The organism is Thermoanaerobaculia bacterium (assembly GCA_035717485.1).
GTDB lineage: Bacteria > Acidobacteriota > Thermoanaerobaculia > UBA5066 > DATFVB01 > DATFVB01.
Map to the genome: position 1 here is coordinate 1 of DASTIQ010000197.1, position 15747 is coordinate 15747.

14 protein-coding genes are annotated in these 15747 nt (G+C 69.7%); 5 read left to right on the forward strand and 9 right to left on the reverse strand.

Going from position 1 to position 15747, the window contains the following annotated elements; genetic code table 11:
* Both VFS34_10485 and VFS34_10490 read right to left on the reverse strand, forming a co-directional pair.
* Window positions 1-668, reverse strand: a 668-nt coding sequence (locus VFS34_10485; protein ID HET9794880.1) for a slipin family protein, incomplete at its 3' end; no start/stop codon positions are given.
* A 43-nt stretch (window positions 669-711) separates the two neighbouring features.
* Complete coding sequence (locus tag VFS34_10490) at window positions 712-2010, reverse strand: nodulation protein NfeD (GenBank protein HET9794881.1); 1299 nt, start codon at window positions 2008-2010, stop codon at window positions 712-714.
* A 60-nt stretch (window positions 2011-2070) separates the two neighbouring features.
* Between VFS34_10490 and VFS34_10495 the strand changes: the two genes are divergently transcribed.
* Together VFS34_10495 and VFS34_10500 are read left to right on the forward strand one after the other, a co-directional pair.
* Window positions 2071-2967 carry a phosphatase PAP2 family protein gene (locus tag VFS34_10495; protein ID HET9794882.1) on the forward strand — a complete coding sequence of 299 codons (897 nt, stop codon included), beginning with the start codon at window positions 2071-2073 and terminating at the stop codon, window positions 2965-2967.
* A gap of 132 nt (window positions 2968-3099) precedes the next feature.
* Window positions 3100-4392, forward strand: a complete 1293-nt coding sequence (locus VFS34_10500) for an MFS transporter (protein ID HET9794883.1) — start codon at window positions 3100-3102, stop codon at window positions 4390-4392.
* 85 nt (window positions 4393-4477) lie between these two features.
* Here the strand turns inward: VFS34_10500 and VFS34_10505 are convergent, their stop codons facing one another.
* The 3 genes from VFS34_10505 to VFS34_10515 all read right to left on the reverse strand — a co-directional run bounded on the left by VFS34_10505 (window position 4478) and on the right by VFS34_10515 (window position 7895).
* Entirely contained in the window at window positions 4478-5605 is a 1128-nt protein-coding gene (locus VFS34_10505; protein ID HET9794884.1) for a GNAT family N-acetyltransferase, read from the reverse strand.
* Window positions 5602-6801 (reverse strand): pyridoxal phosphate-dependent aminotransferase family protein, encoded by a 1200-nt coding sequence (locus VFS34_10510; GenBank protein ID HET9794885.1) that lies wholly within the window; start codon window positions 6799-6801, stop codon window positions 5602-5604. Before VFS34_10510 ends, VFS34_10505 begins: the two co-directional genes overlap by 4 nt.
* A 104-nt stretch (window positions 6802-6905) precedes the next feature.
* Window positions 6906-7895, reverse strand: a complete 990-nt coding sequence (locus VFS34_10515; protein HET9794886.1) for an NAD-dependent epimerase/dehydratase family protein — start codon at window positions 7893-7895, stop codon at window positions 6906-6908.
* Between the two features lie 120 nt (window positions 7896-8015).
* Between VFS34_10515 and VFS34_10520 the strand changes: the two genes are divergently transcribed.
* Together VFS34_10520 and VFS34_10525 are read left to right on the forward strand one after the other, a co-directional pair.
* A complete protein-coding gene (locus tag VFS34_10520) occupies window positions 8016-8990 on the forward strand; it encodes a CAP domain-containing protein (GenBank protein HET9794887.1) in 975 nt (324 codons plus the stop codon).
* An 11-nt stretch (window positions 8991-9001) separates the two neighbouring features.
* On the forward strand, window positions 9002-9958 hold the full coding sequence (locus tag VFS34_10525; GenBank protein HET9794888.1) for a CAP domain-containing protein: 957 nt from the start codon (window positions 9002-9004) through the stop codon (window positions 9956-9958).
* A 60-nt stretch (window positions 9959-10018) separates the two neighbouring features.
* On the opposite strand, the gene VFS34_10530 is transcribed toward VFS34_10525, so the two are convergent.
* Window positions 10019-11227 carry a pyridoxal phosphate-dependent aminotransferase gene (locus VFS34_10530; GenBank protein ID HET9794889.1) on the reverse strand — a complete coding sequence of 403 codons (1209 nt, stop codon included), beginning with the start codon at window positions 11225-11227 and terminating at the stop codon, window positions 10019-10021.
* Between the two features lie 50 nt (window positions 11228-11277).
* Window positions 11278-12483, reverse strand: coding sequence for a hypothetical protein (locus tag VFS34_10535; protein ID HET9794890.1), 1206 nt, complete (start codon window positions 12481-12483; stop codon window positions 11278-11280).
* A gap of 201 nt (window positions 12484-12684) precedes the next feature.
* Here VFS34_10535 and VFS34_10540 point away from each other — a divergent pair, with 201 nt between their 5' ends.
* Window positions 12685-13434: an RNA methyltransferase gene (locus VFS34_10540; protein HET9794891.1), complete on the forward strand. Its 750-nt coding sequence runs from the start codon at window positions 12685-12687 to the stop codon at window positions 13432-13434.
* A 15-nt stretch (window positions 13435-13449) separates the two neighbouring features.
* On the opposite strand, the gene VFS34_10545 is transcribed toward VFS34_10540, so the two are convergent.
* The gene (locus VFS34_10545) at window positions 13450-13692 is read right to left on the reverse strand and encodes an acyl carrier protein (protein HET9794892.1); all 243 of its coding nucleotides are present in this window, start codon (window positions 13690-13692) and stop codon (window positions 13450-13452) included.
* Complete coding sequence (locus VFS34_10550; protein HET9794893.1) at window positions 13689-15560, reverse strand: HAD-IIIC family phosphatase; 1872 nt, start codon at window positions 15558-15560, stop codon at window positions 13689-13691. The genes VFS34_10545 and VFS34_10550 overlap by 4 nt, the downstream gene beginning before the upstream one ends.
* Window positions 15561-15747: the final 187 nt, after the last annotated feature.

Genomic DNA, 15747 nt, shown 5'->3' on the forward strand with positions numbered 1-15747 from the left:
TCGGTCAGCGTCTGGAGATAGCGGAGCTGGAGCGTCATCGGCTCCGTGGCGATCACCTTCGCCGCGTCGGCGAGCTGCTGCGAAGCCTGGAACTCCCCTTCCGCGTGGATGATCTTCGCGCGCTTCTCGCGCTCGGCGGTGGCCTGGATCGCCATCGCCCGCTGCATCTCGGGCGGGAGATCCACCTGCTTGACCTCGACCATCGACACCTTGATGCCCCACGGCTCGGTGTGCTGATCGATCGTCTGCTGGAGCGCGAGGTTCAGCTTGTCGCGCTCGGCGAGGAGCTCGTCGAGCTGCGCCTGGCCGAGCACCGAGCGGAGGACCGTCTGCGCGAGCTGCGACGTCGCGTAGAGGTAGTTCTCGACCTCGACGACCGCCTTCGGGGCGTCGATGACCCGGAAGTACACGACCGCCGAGACCTTCACCGAGACGTTGTCGCGCGTGATGATGTCCTGCTGCGGCACCTCGTGCACGATCGTCCGGAGCGACACCCGGACCATCGTCTCGAACGGCCAGAAGATGAACGTGAATCCCGGGCCTTTCGGGGTGGGGGACAGCCGCCCGAGCCAGAACGTGACCGCCCGCTCGTACTCCTTCAGGATGTTGATCCATTTCATGAGCACGATCAGCGCGACGATCGCGGCGACGATGGTTCCCTGGATCATCATGGAGCACCGTCCTTTCGACGGAGGCCCTCGCGGGCCGTGTTCAGGATCCGGACCCGCCGGCCGGCCGGACGATCAGCGTGAACCCGTCCTTCCCGACGATCCGCACCGCCGCGCCGGACGGGACCGGCACGTCCGCGCGCGCGTCCCAGTACTCGCCGTGCGCGAGGATGCGCCCCGCGGGAGCGAGATCGGTCATCGCGCGGCCGCTCTCCCCGATCAGTCCCTCGGCTCCGGTGCGGACGGGCCGGGAGCGGACCGCCACGGCGCGCATCGACAGCGCCGCGAGGATCCCTCCGGCGAGCAGGGCCCCCGGAAGGACGATGCCGATGTCCACCCGGTAGCCGTACCGGTTCCCGGAGAAGAGGAGGAGGGAGCCGGCGACGAACACCGCGATGCCGGCGAGCGCGAGCATTCCGTGCATCGGGAACTTCAGTTCGGAGACGACGAAGAGGATTCCGAGCGCGATCAGGCCCATCGCCGTGAAGCTCACGGGGAGCACGGAGAACGCATAGAGCGCCAGCAGCAGCGAGACGCCCCCGAGGACGCCCGGCAGGACGGCGCCCGGATGCGAGAGCTCGAAGTAGAGCCCGACGAGGCCGATCAGGAAGAGGACGTAGGCGAGGTTCGGCTCGGACACCACGCCGAGCGCGCGCTCGACGGAGCCCATTTCGACCGTCTCGAACCGCGGCGACTTGAGATTCATCGCGACGTGCTCGCCGCTCGCGCGCACGAGCGTCTGCCCGTCGAGCCGGCGGCAGAGATCGACGGGGTCGCGCGCCACGGCGTCGATGAGGCGCTTCTGCAGCGCCTCGGTCTCGGTGTACGAGAGGCTCTCCATCACCGCCTTTTCCGCGGGATCCGGATCGCGGTGATGCGCGGCGCAGAGCGTGCGGATCTGGGCGAGGGCGTCCTGTTCGACCTTCTTGCGCATCGTCTCCGGCACGTCCTGGCCCTGGCTTCCGACCGGGTGCGCCGCGCCGGTGTTCGTCTCGGGCGCCATCGCGGCCCAGTCGCCGGCGAGGAGGATGAAGAAGCCCGCCGACGCGGCGCGGGCTCCCGACGGGGAGACGAACGTGGCGACCGGAACCTTCGAATTCACGATCGCGGTCGTGATCTCCCGCATGGACGTCATGAGGCCGCCGGGAGTCGAGATCTCGACGACGAGGAGCGCCGCGTGGCGGTCCGCGGCCTCGGCGATCGACCGTTTCACGAACCCGGCGGCGGCGGGATGGATCTCCCCGTCGAGCCGCGCGACGAGAACGAGAGGGCGCGGGGGCTGGGCTCCGGCCGCGACCGCACCGGCGAGGAACGCTCCCGCGAGGAAAAGGCTCGATTTCAAGGAACCGATTCTACTCCGCGCGGCCGGCGAAGCCGGTCGGGCGGGTGTTAAAATCCCGTGATGTCCCGCCGTCCCCTCGAAATCGTCAACATCGCGGCCGTCCTCGCCCTCTCCGGGATCGCCGGACTGTGCGCGGCGGCGGGCCGGCTGCCCGGGTGGCGGGAGGTGCTCGCCCGCTACGGACTGATGCTCGTTTTCCTGCTCGTCATGGCCGGGCTCGCCGCGCGCGAGGAAAAGCTCGGCCGCGCGCTGCGCCTCCTCGTCAACTTCTATCCGATGGCGGTCATCCCGTTGATCTACGAGAGCCTCGGCGTGCTGATTCCCGCGCTTCGGGGGCCGAGCCGGGACGCCTGGCTCGTCGCCGCGGACCGGGCGATCTTCCACACCGATCCGACCGTCTGGCTCGAGCGCGTCGTGTGGCCTCCGCTGACCGACCTCCTCCTTCTCGCCTATTCGACGTACTACTTCTTTCCGATCATCGTCGGCATCACGCTCTGGAGGAAGGACCCGGCCCTGGCCCGGAAGTTCATCTTCACCCTCTCCTTCACGTTCTACCTGTCGTACGCCGGATATTTCCTGATCCCGGCGCAGGGGCCGAGGGTGGCTCTGGCGGCCGAGCAGTCGGTGACGCTCGAGGTGACGCCGGTCTCGCGGACCATCTCCCGAAAGCTCAACGAGCTCGAGCACACGAAGGACGACGCGTTTCCGTCGGGGCACACGATGGTGACCGTCTTCTGCCTGCTCGTCGCCTTCCGCGAGAGCCGGAAGCTCTTCCGGGCCTGGCTTCCGATCGCGACGCTCCTGATCGTCTCGACGATCTACTGCCGCTTCCACTACGTCATCGACGTGATCGCCGGATTCTCCCTCGCGTTCGTCGCGCTGCCCGTCGGCGAACGACTCTACGCCTGGATCCAGGGCGAGGCTTCGGTACCGGGAACGGCCCGGACCACGACGTAGACAAGACGAAGCCGGCGAGTCGCGAGTCGCGCGTCGGGAATCCAGGACAAGACCGACTCTCCGACCGCGACTCGCGAACGGACCGACCCGCGGACTCGTTTCCCGGCACCGTTCGTGAATAATCGGTGTCCGATGTCGAGACTTGGGGAAGCTCTCCGCGCCCTCCGGCATCGGAACTTCCGGCTCTTCTTCACCGGACAGATCATTTCCCTCGTCGGCACCTGGATGCAGACGATCGCCGAGTCGTGGCTGGTCTACCGCCTGACCGGCTCGGCCGCGAAGCTGGGAATGGTCGGCTTCTGCGCGCAGATCCCGGTCTTCCTGATCGCGCCGATCGGCGGCGCCGCGGCGGACCAGAGCAACCGCCGGCGCACCCTCGTCTTCACGCAGAGCGCCGCGATGCTCCTGGCCCTTGCGTACGCGATCCTCACGCTGACCCACCGCATCCAGATCTGGCAGATCTTCCTCCTCGCGGCGCTGCTCGGCGTCGTGAACGGGTTCGACATCCCGACCCGCCAGGCGTTCGTCGTCGACATGGTGGGAAAGGAAGACCTGATGAACGCGATCGCGCTCAACTCCTCGATGTTCAACGGGGCGCGGATCATCGGCCCCGCCGTCGCCGGGATCCTCGTCGCCTCGGTCGGCGAGGGATGGTGCTTCTTCATCAATTCGCTGAGTTACATCGCCGTCATCGCCGGGCTCCTGATGATGACCGTCCCCCGCCGCCGGATCGCGGCGGGATCCGGGTCGCCGGCCCGGAGGATCGCCGAAGGGTTCCGGTTCACCGCGACGACCGGGCCGATCGCCGGCCTCCTGCTCCTCCTGGGCCTCGTGAGCCTCGCCGGGATGCCCTACGCCGTCCTGATGCCGATCTTCGCCGACCGCGTGCTGCACGGCGGGGCCCGCACGCTCGGCGTGCTCATGAGCGCGTCGGGCGCCGGCGCCCTCGTCGGCGCCTTCAGTCTCGCGCTGCGCCGCGGGGTTTCGGGCCTCGGCCGCTGGGTCGCCCTCGCGGCCGGAGGCTTCGGCGCCGCGCTCATCGCGTTCTCGTTTTCCCACACGATCTGGGTCTCGGCGGCGCTCCTCGTCCCGGTCGGCTACTCGCTGATGGTCGAGATGGCGTCTTCCAACACGCTCATCCAGGCGATGGTCCCCGACGAGCTCCGCGGCCGCGTGATGGCGGTGTATTCGATGATGTTCATGGGAATGGCGCCGATCGGCGCGCTGCTGGCCGGGTTCGCCGCGCACGCGTTCGGCGCCGCGGAAACGGTCGCGGGCGGCGGCGTCCTCTGCATCGCCGGCGCGGCGGCGTTCGCCTGGAAGCTGCCGTCGCTCCGCACGGAGGGCCGCCGCCTCATCCTCGCGCAGCAGGCCGCCGCCGGCGAGCCCGCGGCGGGGGTGATCGGGACGACCGTGCGGGAATAGGCGTCAGGAGTCGCGAGCCGGACGCGCCGGAGGTCCCGAGGACTTTCGACTCGCGACCCGCAACCCGCGACGGAAGAATCCGCCGCTAGGACGCGACGGATTTTTCGTAGATCCGATACCTCTTGTAGATCTCCCCGTCGAAGAGCGCGATCGGGCGCTGCACCATCACGTTGTCCTCGAGGATCCAGGAGATCTCGCACTCCTCGTACCCTGCCGCGAGCATCGCCTGCAGCGAGTGCGCGAACATCACCGCGTCGATCCCGCGGTTGCGGTGGCTCTTCTTGATGCCGAGCGTGATGAGCCGCGTCATCCTCGGCTTCTTCCATCCGAGGAGATACGCGAGGAAGCCGAAGATCTTCGGCGTGAGGAGCTTTCCGCGGAGCGGCTTCATGGCCTCGTTGTAGTCGGGAAGCGACATCATGAAGGCGACCGGCTCCTGCGGCGTCTCCGCGAGGAGCACCAGGTCCTCGACCAGCAGGGGCTTCAGGCGGGCCGCCATGAAGTCGATGTCTCCGTCGGTCATCGGCACGAAGCCCCAGTTCTCTTCCCACGCCGCGTTGTAGACCTCCTTGACCTTCGTGAGGTCGGCCTTCAGCGTCTTCTTCCGGATCGGGCGCACGCGGAGCTCCGGCTGGCGGCGCTCGAAGCCGGCCGAGAGACGCGAGAGACGCGCGAGCGGCTTGTCCGCGAGGACGACCCTGTAGGCGAGGAGGTCCTTCGCCTTCGCGAGCCCGGCATCGGCGAACAATTTCATGTAGTATTCGGGGTTGTAGGTCATCATCAGGACGGGGGGCGAATCGAACCCCTCGACGAGCAGGCCGCATTCGTCGTTCGTGGTCGGATTCATCGGGCCGAGGATCCGTTCCATCCCGCGCTCCTTCGCCCACGCCTCGACTCTCTCGAACAGCGCGCGGGAGACTTCCGGGTCGTCGACCGATTCGAAGAAACCGAAGAAGGCGGAACGCTCGCGGTGGAAGTCGTTGTGGGCCCGGTCGAGGATGCCGGCGATCCGTCCCACGTCCCGGCCGTCGCGCTCCGCGACCCAGAGCTGCATCTCGGCGTGCTCGAAGAGCGGGTTCGCGTCGGTGAAGACCTTCTTCAGGTCGTCTTCCAGCGGGGCGACCCAGTTCGGATCGTCGCGGTAGATCGCGTGGGGGACCGCGAGGAACCGGGAGACGTCGCGGCGCCCGCGGGAAAGGGGGACGAGCTTCAAATGACGTGGAACTCGCGGCCGACCTTCTCGAGCGCGTCGAGAGCCCGCGACAGGTGCTCCTCCGTGTGGGTCGCCATGTAGGAGGTCCGGAGAAGCGCCCGCCCCTTCGCGGTCGCCGGAGAGACCACGGGGTTGACGAACACCCCTTCCTCTTCCAGCCGCTTCGCCATCCCGAACGCGTGCATGTCGTCGCCGACGATGATCGGGATCACCGGGGTCTCCGAAGCTCCGGTGTCGAAACCGAGGCTCCGAAGTCCTTCCATCATGAACCGGGTGTTCTTCCAGAGCCGCTCGCGGCGGTCCGGCTCCCGCTCGATGATGTCGACCGCGGCGGAGGCGGCGGCGACCGAAGCCGGAGGAGGAGCCGCCGAGAAGATCAGCGTGCGCGCGCGGTGCTTGATGAAGTGGATGAGCTCGGCGTCCCCGCAGATGAATCCGCCGATCGACGCGAGCGATTTCGAGAAGGTCCCCATGATGAGGTCGACGTCGTCCTCGAGGCCGAAGTGCTCGGCCGTCCCCCGCCCCCGCCGCCCGAGCACGCCGAGGCCGTGCGCATCGTCCACCATCACGCCGGCGCCGAACTGCTGCGCGACGTCGACGATCTCCGGGAGATTCGCGATGTCTCCCTCCATCGAAAAGACGCCGTCGACGACGACGAGGCGTCCCTTGCGCCCGCCGTCGTCCATCAGCCGCCGAAGGTCCGCCGCGTCGTTGTGGGCGAACTTCTTCGTGATGCCGAACGAGAGGCGCGCGCCGTCGATGATGCAGGCGTGGTCCTGTTTGTCGAGGTAGACGAAATCTCCGCGTTCGACGAGGCACGCGATCGCCCCGAGGTTGACCTGGAAGCCGGTCGAGAACGTGACGGCCGCCTCCTTCCCCATGAAACGCGCGAGCTTCTCCTCGAGCTCGATGTGGATGCCGAGCGTCCCGTTCAGGAACCGGCTGCCGGCGCACCCCGATCCGTATCGGACGACGGCCTGCGCCGCCGCCTCCTTGACCTTCGGGTGGTTCGTGAGGCCGAGATAGTTGTTCGAGCCGAGCATGACGAGGTTCCGCCCTTCAAACCGGACCTCCGGGTCCTGGGCGGACTCGATGACGCGGAAGTACGGGAAGAGGCCCGCCGCGATCAGGCGGTCGGGCACGTCGTAACTCCGACACTTGTCGAAGACCGAAGCCTTCCTTTTTTCGGGCGTCACCGGGACTGCCTGTCTTTGCACGGCCATCCCTCCTCCACGGAGACTTCGCCCGCGAACCCTCGCGGGAACCTGACGGCCTCCGACGACTGGGAGTTTAGCAAAATTTACAATTCCCCGAAAGCCGCGGGGATCCAGCCCTCGCGCACGTACCACGCGATCGTGCGCGCGATCCCTTCGCGCCAGGGAGCGAGGTCTCCCGCCGCCGCGTCGCGCAGGAACGGTTCCGGATCGCAGATCCACTCCGGCTGGAGGATCTCCCGCGCCTTGTCGCGGTTGAAAGGGCGGGATTTCCCCGTGACGGTCTCCCGCATCGTCTCGATCCAGCCTGCCGCGCGAATCGCGAGCTCGGGAATCGGAACGCGCCGCGCGGGGGGTCGCCGGAGGGAGGCGGAGTAGCCGACCAGCTCGCCCATCGCGACCGGCGGCCCCGCCGCGAAGCCCCGCCGTCCGGAGAGCTCGGGCCGGGTCGCCGCGGCCAGGAGAACGCGGGCGAGCTCGGCGGCGCCGATCAGCTGGATTCGCCGGCGGCCGCCCGCGAGAATCGGCGCCCAACCCCGGGCGACCGCCGAGAAGAGCTGCCGAAGGCCCGGATCGCCGGGGCCGTAGACGACCGACGGCCGGACGATGCACCAGCTTCCCTTCCATCCCTCGGCAACGGCGTTCTCCCCGGCGAGTTTGGACATGCCATACCAGGAAACCGGCGCCGGAGGGTCCCCTTCCCGGACCGGCACTCCGCCGCGCGAAGGGCCGGCCGCCGCCTGCGACGAAACGAGAACGAACCGGGCACGGGGCGCCGCGTCCGAGGCCGCCCGGACCATGGCCGACGTGCCCTCCGCGTTGACCGCCGAGTATTCCGCGAGATTCCGCGCCTTCGTGACGCCGGCGACGTGCACGACGGCATCGCACCCTTCGAGCGACCGCCGGTGGTTCCCGCCCGACAGGCCGCCCGCGACGATCTCGACTCCCGGGGGAAGCAATCCGGGCCGCGCGGGGTTTCGAACGAGCGCCCGCACACTCCACCCTTCCGCGAGAAAGAGCCGCGCCGCGTGGCTCCCCACGAAGCCGGTCGCCCCGGTGATGAAGACGGTGCTCAAGCCGGCTCAAGCTATCACCGGGAAGAGAGGCGCCCGGCGTGCGCCGGAAAGAGTCCCTTCCCCGCAAACGGCAAGAATTTGATTGGACCTGCTCCGGCCGCATGGCATCCTAGAGGGCGCATGCGGACCCGCCTGCTTTCTTTTTTCGGGCCGTCGGTTCTTCTCCTCTCCGCCTGTGCCCTCCTGACCGCGCCGGCCGGGCGGCTCTCGATCCCTCGGCCGGGGGTGGCGGCGCCCGTCAGCGACGGGTGGCCCGAGGGCGCGCCGGCCGACCCGGTCGCCGCGGCGATCTTCGCCCGGATCAACGAGGACCGGGCGCACGAAGGGCTGCCCCCCGTCGCCTGGGACCAGAAAGCCGCCGATCTCGCGACGGAGTACACCCGCGAGCAGATCCGCGAGGGGACGGTCGGACACTTCCTTCTCGACGGCCTCCCGCCTTACGCGCGCCTGTCGCGGATCGGCGATCTCGGGATGGGCGCGGAGAACTCGGTCGCCTACATATCCAACGGGGACCACATCGACGAGTCTCCGCTGACGCTCGCTCTGCGCGGCGAGCGGGAGATGCTCGCGGAGAAGCCGCCGTCGGACGGCCATCGCCGCGCGATCCTCGATCCCGCGGCGACGCACGTCGGCGTCGGATGGTCCCTTTCGGGCGCGGACTTCCGCATGGCGGAAGAATTCGTCTCCCGCCGGTACGCGCACCTCGACGTCTCCCCTCTCCTGCGGTACGCCTCCGCGATCCGCGTCCGCGGCCAGGCGCTCCCCGGAATGAGCATCGCCTACGTCTCGGTCGCGCGGCAGCCGTTCCCGTCGCCGATCTCGCTGTCGGAAGCAAACTCGCGGCACTCCTACGCCTATCCGGACCCGCGCTTCGCGCTGCTCCCGGCGGCGGCCCCCTTCAGCGCCACCGGGCTGGCGAGCCGGAAATGTCTCGTCCCCTCGCTGCACGGCCGGTTCTCGTTCGAGTATCAGGTCGACGAGCCCGGAATGTGGACCTTCGTCCTCTACTTCCAGCGGAAGGGAGAGCGGGAACCGGCGCCCGGCGGCTGCTTCACCGTCTGGGTCGACGCCGGCCGGCGCGCGGTCGCCTCCTGACGGCGCGCGCGATGCGATTCCGCGCGGCCGCCGTCGCGCTCGCGATCTCCGCGGCCCTCGCCGCCTGCGCCGCCCGCGCGATCGCTCCCTCTTCGCTGCGGGTCTTCCGGCCCGATCTCTCCTCGCCTCTGGAAGACGCGTTCCCCCGGGGAGAAGCCCCGCGCGATCCCGTGTCGTCCGCCCTGTGGGAGCGGATCAATCGCGACCGGCGCGACCACGGCCTCCCGCCGGTGCTTTGGGACGAACGCGCGGCATCGGCCGCCCGCCGCACGACGCGCCGCCAGGTCGAGGAGAGGACCGACGGCCACTTCCTGCTCGACGGTTTCCCGCCGTACGCCCGCCTTTCCGCGGCGGCCGATTTCGGGATGGGGGCCGAGAACGCGGCCGCGTTCATGTCGGACGCGGGGACGCTGCACGATACGGCCCAGGGCCTCGCGCTCCGCGCACAGGCCGAGATGATGAAGGAGACCCCGCCCCGCGACAGCCACCGCCGCGCGGTCCTCGACCCGGCGGCGACCCACGTCGGGATCGGATGGGCGATGGCGGGGGGCGAGTTCCGCCTCGGGGTGGAATTCACGTCGCGCGGGTACGAACGGCTCCGCGTTCGAACCGAGGCGCGGCGCGCCTCGGTCGAAGTGGACGGCGCCGCTCTTCCCGAGCTCTTGCTCCGCTACGCGACGGTCGCCCGCGAGCCGGCGCCGAAGCCGATCTCCCGCCGCGAGGCGAACGGCCGCGATTCGTACTCGTACCCGGCGGCTGAGCTGATGCTGCTGCCGGAAGGGAGCCGCGAACGCGGCGTCGGCATTCGCAGCGTCCATCGCCTCTCCTCGGACTCCGCCGGACGCTTTTTCTTCTCCTGGGACTTCGACGCCCCGGGGTTGTGGACGTTCATCCTCTATTTTCAGCACCCGGGGGTCGAGCCGCCGAGGCCCGGGGGCTCGATCACCGTGCTCGTGGGCGAGCGCTGACCGTCGCTGGGGCGAATACGTCGGGCGACACGCGTCCGGCTCGATGGATCGCCGCGCGCGCTAAAGAGAACGGACGAAGTCCGCGAACCGCTCCATCCCCTTCTCGATCTCCTGCCGCGCGGCCGCGAACGAGAACCGGATGTAGCGGTCGTCGCCGAACGCGATCCCGGGAACGGCGGCGACTCCCCCGCGCTCCAGCAGGAGCTTCGCGAATTCGGCCGACCCGGCCGCGCCGGAGCGCGGAAAGAGCGTGGAAACGTCGGCGAACGCGTAGAACGCGCCGTCGGGGGCGGGGCATTCGACCCCCGGGATGGCGTTCAACGCCCTGGTGATGAGCTCCCGGCGGAGCGCGTATTCGGCGAGCATCGTCTCGACGGACTCGTTCGCGCGGTCGAGCTCGGTCAGAGCGGCGAGCGCGGCGGCCTGGGAGATCGACGAGGCGTTCGACGTCGAATGGCTCTGGTACCCCGCCATCGCCGCGATCACGTCCGCCGGAGCGACCGCCCACCCGAGCCGCCATCCGGTCATCGCGAACGTCTTGGACGCCGCTCCGGAGATCAGGACGTGGTCCGCGTGCTCGGCCCACGTGTCGGTCGGAGACGCGTGCGGCCGGCCGTCGTACAGGAAGAGCTCGTAGCACTCGTCGTACAGCACGAAGACGTTCCGATCCCGGGCCCACTCGAGGATCCGCCGGAGCTCGGCCGGCTCGATCGCCGCCCCGGTCGGATTGTTCGGGGAGTTCAGGATCAGGCCCCGGGTGCGCTCCGTCGCCGCCGGGAGCAGGTCGTCGAGCGTCGGCCGGAACGCGTTCTCGCGGCGCGTGACCGCGGGGACGCACGCCGCGCCCGAGAGCCGCACCATCTCCGGGAACGAAACCCAGTACGGCGCCGGAACGAGCACTTCGTCCCCTTCCTCGAAGAGGACCTGGCACGCGTTGAAGAGGGCCTGCTTGCCCCCGGCGGAGACGAGGACCTGGGAGGGGAACACGTCGGCGCCGCGCCTCCGGAACTTCGCCGCGATCGCTTCGCGGAGGGGCGGCTCCCCGGACGTCTCCGTGTATCGGGTGCGGTCGGCCTCGATGGCCTCGATGCCCGCTTCCTTGACGAAGCGGGGCGTCGGGAAATCGGGCTCGCCGACCCCGAGGTCGACGACGTCGGCGCCCCGTCGGCGCATTTCGGCGAGCGTCCGGGAAATTCCGAGCGTGGGCGAGGGACGGATCTCCCGCGCCCGGCGCGTCAGCCGGGCGGCGGTGCGGGCGCCGCCCCTCAACCGCGTTCTCCGGGAAAGAGCGAGCCCGAATCCCTCACCGGAAAAATTTATCACGCCCGGCGGGCGCGCCAGGTCCGCGCGAACGCGCCGAAGGCGGTCCAGCGCTTCCTCCCGAGGGCCGCGAGCGCGATCTCCCACACGCACCACGCGCCGTAGACGGCGATCATCGGCTCGCGCGTCGACGGGAGCAGGAACTGGATCAGCCAGAAGAGGAAGAGCACGGCCGCCTCGTATCCGGTCAGCGACATCGAGGCGAGGAGCAGCCACCCCAGGAACGACTGCAGGATCGTCAGGAGGATCTCGATCCGCTGGTGGTGGTCGAGCGGGAGGGCCGCGGTGGATCCGTGCGACCAGCAGTAGATGACGGGGATCAGGCCCGAGAGGATCGACCACTGGTTGATGTTCGACGAGACCATGTTCATGAGGGCCACGGGCGCGCGCGTGATCCGGCGGGCCCAGAGGAACGCGGAAACCTTCTCGGGAAACTCGGACAGGAACGGCGCGACCCACTGGACGAAAGCGAATTCGGAGACTCCCAACGACACCGCGAGCGCGAGGAGGCTGTTCAGGAACGGGTGAGCGGTGAAGTACAGGATGACGCCTCCCCCCAGGAACAGTCCGAGCACCGCCATCCACCGCCCCGCTCCGGAGAACGAGAGCGCCCAGCGGGAGACCCGCGGGACTTCGACGTCCTCCTCGCGGTCCTCTTCGCGCGGCGGCAGCCGGAGGAGGAGGGCGAGATATACGAAGTAGCAGGCGCCGAGGACCAGCGCGTCCCAGAGCCCGAGGCTCCCCTTCGCGACGATCACCACGAACCACACGAGAGGCGGAAGCAGGCCGACGACTTCGACCGAGTGATGGTCCTGGAGCTCGATGCCCCGGTACCGGAGCCCTTTTCTCCGCGAGGACCACCAGGCGACCCCGTAGATCATCGGCCAGCCGAGGCCGACGAGCAGGCGGAGCGAACCCGTGAAATTCGCGATCGCCAGGTGCACCATCGACGGATTCTTGCCGGCGTTCCACGCGATCACGGCCTCGACGGCGAACTCGGGGGCGGTCTGCAGCCAGGCGAGGAGCGCGAGCGCGAGCCCCTGGGACATCAGGAACTCGGCGGCCTCCGCGCCCCAGGCGACGAGGAAAGCGGCCGCGAGCATCGACGGGAACGTCCAGAGCGCGGACCACGGCGACGCGGCCGCCACCGTCCCGGGAAACGCGGCCCAGCGGCGGCGGGGCTTTTCGTCGGGTGCGGAGATCACCGGCGGGTTATACAACGGAAGTCGCGGGTTGCCCGGAGTCACCAGCCGCGGGCCCCCCCGCGCGAAGTCCCGGGCGAGAGCCGTCTCGAGACCACCCGGCGGCGCGGCGGGACGGGGTGGGAAGACGGGTTCGGGCAGACCGGCGCGAATCCTCCGTCGCTCGTCGGAGCGAAGGGGGACGGTCCGCGCTAGGATGGAAAAGTGATCGAGTCGCCGCGAAACGCGAGGGTGCAGTCGCTGTTGCGCGCGCGCGACGACGGAACCCTGTTCGTCCTCGAGGGGGAGAAGTTCGTCCTCGACGCGGCGGGCGCGGGATTCTCGTTCGAGGAGATCTTCCACGACGCCGGGGTGCGGCCGGGCCGCCTCGCGCGGCTCTCCGGACAGAAACCGACCCCCGTCGCCCGCGAAGTCCTCGCCCGCTTCTGCGAGGCGAAGACGCCGCAGCACGTCGTCGGACTCGCCCGCCGGAAGGAAACGCCGGCCGCGGAGATCCTCGCCCGGCACGGCGACGCGGTCTACCTCGAGGGCGTCCAGGACCCGGGCAACCTCGGCGCGGTCGCCCGCGTCGTCGAAGCGGTGGGCGGGGCCGGCCTGCTCGTGTCCGAAGGTTCGGCGGACCTGTTTCACCCCCGGGCGCTGCGAGGCTCGGCGGGAAGCCTCCTCCGGCTGCCGGCGGCGTCGAGCGTCGATTTCCGGCTCGCCGCGGAGAGCGCCCGGACGGCGGGCCGGGCGATCTGCGGAACCGTCGGGCGCGGAGGCGAGGACCTCTTCGGGGCCGAGCTCCCGGAACGGATCCTGTGGGTCTTCGGTTCGGAGGGATCGGGGCTCTCGACGAAGATCCACCGGCTGCTGGATCGAAAATACACGATTCCGCTCGCGGCACCCGTCGAATCGCTCAACGTCGCGGTCGCGGCGGGAGTGACCCTCTTCACGGCGGCTCGCCGCCGCTGAGCCCCCGGCGGACGGTCAGGAGGCGGTTCGTCCCTCCAGGTACGCCCCGATCTCCGGCAGGCCGCGGAGACGCGTCAGGTCCTCGACGGGAAACGTCACGCCGAACTCTTCCTCGACGGCGAGCATCAGCATGAGCTGGCCGACCGAGTCCCAGCCGGGGGTCTCGCCCTCGCGCAGGTCCGCCGCCACGCCCTCGAGCGGAAGGCGGAAGACCGCCGCCGCGACCCGCCGCAGGCGATCGTCCGTCGTCTCCGTCACCGCGACCCCGTTTCGACGACCCGCACCGGAGCGGCGGGAAATCCGCGCTCCCAGTCGCCGCCGAGCGGAAGCTCCCATCCGCCGTCGTCACGCGGAAGGAACCCGTGGTCGCGCCAGAAGTCGGCGACGAGCGCGTTCTTCGATCCGGCGACGAAACGCGCGCGCACGGCGGCGGCCCCGCCCGCGGCGAGGCGCGCGACCAGCCACCGGAGGAAGGCGGTCTCGGCGCGCCGGCCGATCACCCGGCAGGACATGAGGAACGTGTCGATCTCCGGCGTCGCGCTCCTCACGGAGGTCACGATGGCGACCCCGACGACTCCGCTGTCGCCGAAGACGTCGGCGAGCGAGAAGTGGGCGACGAGCGAATCGGGATCTTCCATCCGCCGCCGGATTTCGGCTTCGTCGTGCCGCCTCAGCGTCAGGTTGAACTGATTCGTCTTCGCCGTGAGCTGCGCGATCCGGGCGGCGCGTTCCGGATCGTCGGCGGCGACCGTCATCGCCATTTCCAGGGAGCGAAGGTAGTCGTCGAACGACGGCGCGGCGGCGGCGAAGCTTCGCCGCCGGCTCTCCCGGACGTAGAGCTCCGTCCGTTCCCGGTCCTCGGCCGACACGTGCAGGGTCTCGAGCCTCCACTCGTCGTCCAGACACGCCGGAATCCGGGCGGGTTCCGCCGGAACGCGCCGCACGGTCACCGAGGGAAGCTGCTGGCGGACGAGCAGGACGTCCTGCGGAGAATCGTCGGCGAAGACCAGCGAGTCGAGCCCGAGCCCCAGCTCCGCGGCGAGCCCCTCCAGCGCCGCGGACTTCGGCTCCCAGCCGATCCGGAAGGCGGCGAACGCGTCCCGGCGGAGGATCTGATTCGGATGCCGGTCCAGAACCTCGTACACGTCCGCGGGATTGTTCCGGCTGCAGACGGCCAGCAGGAAGCCCCGGGAACGAAAATCGAGCAGGCGCCTCTGAAACGCGACGAACGCGGAGCCGGGATACTCGGGACCGAGCGCGATTCCGTCGATCCCCGCCTCTCCCACGATGCCTCCCCAGAGCGTGTTGTCGGCGTCGAGGACCAGACACTTGGCGGGCGGAAGGCGGGGCAGGACGGCGAAGGGAACGAGGCGGCGGACGAGCGTCTGCGCTCCCGCGACGGAAAAGGGAAATCCCGCCGAATACCAGAGGCGCGGATCCAGCGCATTCTCCCGCCCGAGCTCCGCCAGGAGTTCGTCCATGTCGAAGAAATACGCCGACGGAACGGCTCGTCGGAAACCGTCGACGAGCCGCGTCTTGAGGCGCTCGCGGAACGCGCGCTCGGCGACGGGCGAGTTCGCGTCGGCCAGACCGAGTTCCGGGCCGGCCTCCTTCGCCAGGAAGCTCACCACCAGCGGACCGGAGAGCGACGCGCGGAACCCGGCCAGCCATTCCGCGACGCGGCGCGAGGCGGAGTCGGCGAGCGCGTCCCGCTCGGATTCGCCGAGCGTCATGACCGGTCGGCCGAACGCGGGATCGACGTCTTCCCAGCGCAGGAGGAAGTACGTCACTTCGGGACGATGGCGCGCGAGCGGCGCGTTCTCCCCCGCATCGGTGAAGAAGGCGCCGAGCGGAGCCTCGTGGATCTCCGGCCGAAACCCGGCCAGCCGCAGCTCGAGCTCCCAGTACGGACGGAGGAGCTCCGTCGAATAGCCGCGCACGAGGGCGATCTTCAAGGGCGGCGGCGACGGGTCGATCTCCGACAGCCGCTCGACGAGCCGGGCGACCTCCAGGAGCGTCAGATTTCCCCGCCGCGGGGCGAGAGCGTCCCGAAGGTCATCGCGCGTCTTCGCGCGCGCGGCGCTCTCGATCGCGCCGCGGGACGGCGCATCGCTCGGAAGGGACATCGCGCGATCATAGTCAAGCCCCCCACCCAATCCAACGAGTTGCTGTAGATTTCGAGCGTGGCGGCAGACATCCGGGTCCCGCGGCCGAGAATCGTCGGGTCGCACCGCCGCGACCCCCACCGCGTCTCCGAAGGAGACCGGGCGGTCGCGTCCTTCGGACCCGGACTCGGCGAGCTCCTCCGCCGGC

What these genes read in the sequence shown, in the direction of transcription:
- VFS34_10495 (HET9794882.1), top strand. Translation starts at nt 2,071, where the DNA reads ATGTCCCGCCGTCCCCTCGAAATCGTCAACATCGCGGCCGTCCTCGCC.
- VFS34_10500 (HET9794883.1), top strand. Translation starts at nt 3,100, where the DNA reads ATGTCGAGACTTGGGGAAGCTCTCCGCGCCCTCCGGCATCGGAACTTC.
- VFS34_10520 (HET9794887.1), top strand. Translation starts at nt 8,016, where the DNA reads ATGCGGACCCGCCTGCTTTCTTTTTTCGGGCCGTCGGTTCTTCTCCTC.
- VFS34_10525 (HET9794888.1), top strand. Translation starts at nt 9,002, where the DNA reads ATGCGATTCCGCGCGGCCGCCGTCGCGCTCGCGATCTCCGCGGCCCTC.
- VFS34_10550 (HET9794893.1), bottom strand. Translation starts at nt 15,560, where the DNA reads ATGTCCCTTCCGAGCGATGCGCCGTCCCGCGGCGCGATCGAGAGCGCC.